The following is a 2,404-nucleotide window of genomic DNA, read 5'->3' as shown; positions in this document are numbered from 1 at the left end:
CCTCGTCAACACCGGCCCAGGGCTGGCCGTGGGCATCGTCCCGGTCGACGGCCAGCTCGACCTCAAGGCCGTCGCGTCGGCGCTGGAGGTCAAGAGCGTGACGATGGCCGACCCGGCCGTGGCCGAGCGCAGCACGGGCTACGTCGTCGGCGGCATCTCCCCGGTGGGGCAGAGGCGCGCGCTGCCCACGGTGCTCGACGAGACKGCATACGCGTTCGAGAAGGTCTACGTCTCGGGCGGCCGTCGCGGCTTCGACATCGGACTGGCCCCGGGCGACCTTGCGGCCGTCACCCGGGCGGTCCGGGCCCCCATCGCCCGCCGGGTCAGCTGACCTCGCGGGTCGTGGCGGAGGCGCTGCGCCCCTCCCACGGCGTGGACAGCACGACCGTCGTGCGGGTCGACACGTTGGCGGCGGAACGGATCCGGGCGAGCAGGTCCTCGAGGTCGCCGGGCGTGCCGACCCGCACCTTGAGGATGTAGCTCTCCTCCCCGGCGACGGAGTGGCAGTCCTCGATCTCGGTGATGTGGCGCAGACGATCGGGCACGTCGTCGGGCGCGCTCGGGTCGAACGGCGTCACGGAGATGAGCGCGGTCAACGGCAGGCCGAGGGCATCCGGGGAGACCTGCGCCGCGTAGCCGGTGACGACCCCTCGCTCCTCCAGCCGACGGACGCGCTGGTGGACCGCGGACGTCGACAGACCGGTCGCCTTGCCGAGGTCGGTGTAGCTCATCCGACCATCCGTGAGCAGCAGGCCGACGAGCCGACGGTCGAGATCTTCCATGGCCGAAGGGTAGACCAGTGGTCCGGGGCGAGGCGCGTCGTTCCATCGCGGTCCGTCACACTCGGCGGTCGCGGTGGAGGTGGCGGGTGCGCGGCTGGATTGGCTGGCCGGGGGTGTGGTGTCGGACGGAGAGCACGCCGTGAGCGACAGGCCCAGGCAGGTCACGACGGCCAGGAGGACAGGGGCGCGCGTTCGACCCATGAGGAGACGCTACGGCACCGGTACCCTCTCGCGTATGCCGTCCCCCGCACCCCGGATGCTCCTGCTCGACTCCGCGTCGCTGTACTTCCGCGCCTTCTTCGGGGTCCCCGAGGTCATCGGCCCCAGCGGGGTCCCGACCAACGCCGTGCGCGGCCTGCTCGACATGATCGCCTCGCTCGTCGACCGCGGGCGTCCCACCCACCTCGTGGCCTGCTGGGACAACGACTGGCGCCCGGCCTTCCGGGTCGAGGCGATCCCGTCGTACAAGGCGCACCGGGTCGCCGAGCCCGGGCCGTACAACTTGGCCGGAGAGCAGGTGCCCGAAGCTCTCGGCGTCCAGGTGCCGATCATCATCGACGCGCTCGCCGCCCTCGGGATCGCGCGCATCGGCGTCGACGGCTACGAGGCCGACGACGTCATCGGGACGCTCGCGACTCGGTTCAGCGGCCGTATGCCGGTCGACATCGTCACGGGCGACCGCGATCTCTTCCAGCTCGTCGACGACACCAACCGGGTGCGGGTCATCTACACCGCCCGCGGCGGGGTCCGCTCACCGGACGTCGTCGACCAGGCCTTCCTCGCCGAGAAGTACGGCGTCGGCACCGGAGCCGCCTACGCGGACATGGCGGTGCTGCGCGGCGACACCAGTGACGGGCTGCCGGGCGTGGCGGGCATCGGTGAGAAGACGGCCGCCAAGCTCATCACGACCTACGGCACCCTCGAGGCGATCCGTGCCGCCATCGACGAGGGAGACCCTGCCCTCAAGGGGGCCCAGCGCGCCCGTCTGGAGGCCGCCGCGGACTACCTCGACGCGGCCCCGCAGGTCGTCGCCGTCGCCAAGGACGCTGCCGTCCCGGACGTCGACCTCGCGGCGCCGTCGGCCGTGGCCGACCCGACCCTGATGTCACGACTGGCCGTCGAGCACGGCCTGACGTCGTCCTTCGACCGGGTCATCTCCGCGCTCGGTATCGACTGAGCAGAGCATCCCGCCGACGCGGCGGAGCGGTCACGGTACGGTCACGTCTCGCCCGTTCGCATGCGGGCCGAGCGTCTCAAGGCCACCCTCGTGTCACCACCTTCTCGTGAAAAGGCGCATACTGAGGGGTGCCCAACCACGGATCGCCAGACCGCCGTCGCCACCTGTCCAGCAGCCCCTTCAGTCCGGCTCCGGCGCCGGACATCGAGCAGTTCTCGGTGGGTGACCGGGTGTCCCACCTGCGTCACGGCCTCGGTGTGGTCGTCGCCTGCAGCCCACAGACCGTCACCCTGCGCTTCGAGTCCGGCGTGGTCCGCGTCAACAGCCCGTTCGACCGGCTGACCCGGCTCTGACCGCTGACGCGGCCCTGACCGGCTGACGCGGCGCTGGCCGCACATGACGAAAGGCCGGCCCCCTGGGGGGCCGGCCTTCGTACGTGCGGACT

General features: G+C 71.8%; 4 protein-coding genes. 3 read left to right on the top strand and 1 reads right to left on the bottom strand.

Annotated elements, in window-relative coordinates:
- On the top strand, positions 1–331 hold a 331-nt coding region (locus tag AC1DP0_RS20895), incomplete at its 5' end, for a YbaK/EbsC family protein (RefSeq protein ID WP_478088307.1).
- On the opposite strand, the gene AC1DP0_RS20890 is transcribed toward AC1DP0_RS20895, so the two are convergent.
- Positions 324–782 (bottom strand): Lrp/AsnC family transcriptional regulator, encoded by a 459-nt coding sequence (locus AC1DP0_RS20890; RefSeq protein ID WP_478088305.1) that lies wholly within the window; start codon positions 780–782, stop codon positions 324–326. The two genes, AC1DP0_RS20895 and AC1DP0_RS20890, sit on opposite strands and share 8 nt — an antisense overlap.
- A 235-nt stretch (positions 783–1,017) precedes the next feature.
- On the opposite strand from AC1DP0_RS20890, the gene AC1DP0_RS20885 reads away from it, so the two are divergent.
- Both AC1DP0_RS20885 and AC1DP0_RS20880 read left to right on the top strand, forming a co-directional pair.
- On the top strand, positions 1,018–1,959 hold the full coding sequence (locus AC1DP0_RS20885) for a 5'-3' exonuclease (RefSeq protein ID WP_478088303.1): 942 nt from the start codon (positions 1,018–1,020) through the stop codon (positions 1,957–1,959).
- A gap of 128 nt (positions 1,960–2,087) precedes the next feature.
- Positions 2,088–2,312 carry a hypothetical protein gene (locus tag AC1DP0_RS20880; protein WP_478088301.1) on the top strand — a complete coding sequence of 75 codons (225 nt, stop codon included), beginning with the start codon at positions 2,088–2,090 and terminating at the stop codon, positions 2,310–2,312.
- Positions 2,313–2,404: the final 92 nt, after the last annotated feature.

The sequence above is a fragment of the Terrabacter sp. P5_B1 genome (assembly GCF_056400505.1).
This window is presented reverse-complemented; position numbering and strand designations above follow the sequence as displayed.